We start from the raw sequence: 3,158 nt of genomic DNA on the forward strand, positions 1-3,158 counted from the left end.
ATATTTTGAAGGAGAGCAACAAGTACAACTTAAAGCATATTACAAACATGAGCTAGCAAGCTTGTATGATGTGTGTACTAAAACATTTTCTACATGGATCCATACCTATCTAGACGAATTAAAGAAATTTGGCTATAAAAAACATACCAAACTACTACGCCCTGAAATAGTCCGTTTTTTGTTTGAACGGTTGGGAGAACCTTGATTAAGCCTTAACTATTGCAACTAAATATACTTTCCTCTGATTTTAAAAATAAAAACCCAGATTATCACAATCTGGGTTTTACTTTTTACAAATAACAATCAAATGATTTCATCATCTTTTACATACTTACTAAATCTAGCAATCCAACCATTTTCTATGATAGGTTCTGCTTTAAGCATTTCACTAATTTCTATCAAGTTGACTTGTTTACCATTTTCTTTATAGATAAGTTTAAACTCTTCATGTTCTTCGAAAATTTTTAAAAACTCAAAAATTATATTATGATTGTTTTTTAGAATAAATTGTTTAACTAAATTCTTATTTTTTTCTTCTAATTGATTGAAAGCTGTGAAATATTTTTGTTTTAACGGATTTGGACTTCCTTTAAATAATATTTTATCAATAGTTTCATAACTATTATCAACAATACCTTCAGTAATAATCATTCCAAGATGATCTAAAATTTCTTGATTTGATCTCATTTTAATTAATTTGGATTAACACCATTCCAAGGTATGTTTTTTATTTCAGATACTCCTTGATTTTTTAAATCTTCTAAAGCTTTTATGACCCATCCTTTTGCCACATCTTCAGGAACTCCTGATTGTACCATTGCCTCTAATTCAATCTTTGACATATCATTAATAGTCATTTCCTTATTAGGGTTAGTTCGTTTCCAATTAGAATATAACGAGTTTTGTTTTCCTGTTATGGTAGAATGAGCAACATCATAATCTCTTAATTTATTATTAGACACACTAAACGCATCTCTAAAACTATAAGTATCTATTCCTTCAAAAGCTTTTTTTGCTAATGGATGATGTCCTGCTACTTGTCTATAGGTTCCTGTACCTTCCAATACATATTTGGCTCCATTTTTAATGGAATTGATGGCATTATCAATCTGTTTGGTAAAATGAGAGAGTTTGGTGGCTAGTTCTGCCACTTCATCAGCACCTTTAGCAATAACCTTTATTACTTTTTCTCCTCCCGCAGTAGTCACTACTTTCACAGCAAGTTTTGATCCAGTAGCTGCCCATCCTGCAAACGGTATTGTTCCAGCAAAACTTAATGAGGCATTAACATTATCTCCTTCAACAAGATAAATTCCTCCATTTACTAAATCCGCAGCTTCTCCGGCAACAGGAATGAGTCCCAAAACATCTAATCCTAAATGAATCATCTCCTTAGAAGCTTCCCAAAATACACGTGTGTTGGACCAATCAGGATGTTGTACTTTGAGTATTGCACATTCTATTGAAAATCTAATTGAAAAAGAAGGGTCTATAGTATCTGCATCAAAATAAGGGTTTATTAAAGTATAATAATTTTGATCATATACCCCAGATAACTTATTTGCCATTAGAACTTTGATAGTAGCCTGTGAAGCTTTTTTCGCTTCTGAACTATACCCATCTTCTTTAACAAGCTTACATAACATTTTTCGTACCTCAGTTTGTGCTTCTTCAGCTAACCATGCTGTTTCTACAAAACCAAGATCAAGAAAAGGAGCCATTTTAAAGGTCGAATCAGATTTACAGGCACAATCAAAAGCATCTTTTTTAATTTGTGTGTCTGTACTAGAACTATATAAGTCAATATCATTAAGAGCACAGTTGCAATCAGGTGTTTCATCTCCACTTTTCGAAGTAGTATGTTCTTCAAATAATGAATCAGGAAGAGGAATATTAAAATCAAACTCATAAGCCAGATTATCTGATCCTGTTAATGTTGAATCATTATTGTTTGATTTACTACTACCAGCACTACAGCATGATTCTTGACGCGCATTAGAATTACTCCCTCCAGATTTAGAGGACTTAGAGCATTTACATTTTCGTCCATTAAAAAGTCTTCCTATAAGGCGACCTACCCCATTTGTTACAGATTTAATTCCAGACCAGATACCTCCAAAAACACCATTTCGATTTCTTCCTATAGTATTTCCTAGAGTACCACTATTATTACTGTTATTATTATTAATAGGGGTGCTAACAGTGGTAGTTGTATTTGTATTTAGATTGGTTAAAGTAGTGTAAAGAGTATTGTTAATAGCTGTATTAGGGTTATTGGAAACACTAATACCTGGAGTAGCTCCAACATAAGCTGGAGTAAAAGTTGCATGAGTAAGGTCACTAAATGAGCCTGAAGGATCTGTATTGGCCACCAAAACATCATGACTAGAATTGTTACAATTATTACCTCCTGTTTTTGAAGTGTTTACAAAAAGACTTTTAGCGTTGGCTTCATTTTTAATAGGTATACTATAGGTTATAATCCCATTACTTGAAGTATGTTTTGTTGCTTCTGGAGATAGATAGGTCTGTAGTGATTTGGCACCAGATAGTTGTTGAGTAGTTTTGGTTTTAAGAAAAGACAGAATTTTTGAAGTGAATTCATCTGGTAATTCTTCTAGTGAAATTTGTTCTATATTTTCTTTAATATTAGAGTCTGAAGAAGGTTTTTCTAAAGTATTATCATCCTTAGTACATCCTATAAAAAGAATAAAAGTAAGTAGTAGTAAAAATGACCATACTGATTTAAAAGTGTTGTTCATAAAATTTAATTGTAAATAAGTTATTGTTAAAATTTTTAATTTATAGTTATCAGTAAATGTTATAACAAAACGAAATGTTACCTCATTATTCGTGTTTTTTGCTAATTTTTATTTTTTCTGCTATATGAAATGCACAATCCTATTTTAGATGTTTAGTATACAATGATTTAGCATTTTAAATTTCATAATCAAGAATTAAGAGATCTCAAACCGAAACCAATACGTATCACTTTCCTATCATTACCAAAATAAACAGTACTAAAAAATAAGTTCAAAAAAGAACAGTTTTAAGGAATTGGCAAACAAATTCAGAATAACAAAAGCATTTATAAATGGAATCTCAAGAAATCGTTTTACTGGATTTATTCTCTGGAGTAGGAGGTTTTGCATTAGGCC

Annotated in this window: 3 protein-coding genes; 1 reads left to right on the forward strand and 2 read right to left on the reverse strand. The window is 31.2% G+C overall.

Annotated elements, in window-relative coordinates; genetic code table 11:
• Positions 1-205: DUF4248 domain-containing protein (locus N456_RS08855; RefSeq protein WP_062056040.1), on the forward strand; the 205-nt coding region annotated here is incomplete at its 5' end.
• Between the two features lie 98 nt (positions 206-303).
• On the opposite strand, the gene N456_RS08860 is transcribed toward N456_RS08855, so the two are convergent.
• Both N456_RS08860 and N456_RS08865 read right to left on the reverse strand, forming a co-directional pair.
• Positions 304-687 carry a hypothetical protein gene (locus N456_RS08860; protein ID WP_062056042.1) on the reverse strand — a complete coding sequence of 128 codons (384 nt, stop codon included), beginning with the start codon at positions 685-687 and terminating at the stop codon, positions 304-306.
• Positions 688-692: 5 nt separating this feature from the next.
• Positions 693-2,762, reverse strand: coding sequence for a hypothetical protein (locus N456_RS08865; RefSeq protein ID WP_062056044.1), 2,070 nt, complete (start codon positions 2,760-2,762; stop codon positions 693-695).
• Between the last annotated feature and the right edge of the window lie 396 nt (positions 2,763-3,158).

The organism is Aquimarina longa SW024 (assembly GCF_001401755.1).
GTDB lineage: Bacteria > Bacteroidota > Bacteroidia > Flavobacteriales > Flavobacteriaceae > Aquimarina > Aquimarina longa.

Bases quoted from the DNA above. Each gene is read 5' to 3' on its own strand.
- N456_RS08860 (WP_062056042.1), bottom strand. From the start codon at position 687: ATGAGATCAAATCAAGAAATTTTAGATCATCTTGGAATGATTATTACT.
- N456_RS08865 (WP_062056044.1), bottom strand. From the start codon at position 2,762: ATGAACAACACTTTTAAATCAGTATGGTCATTTTTACTACTACTTACT.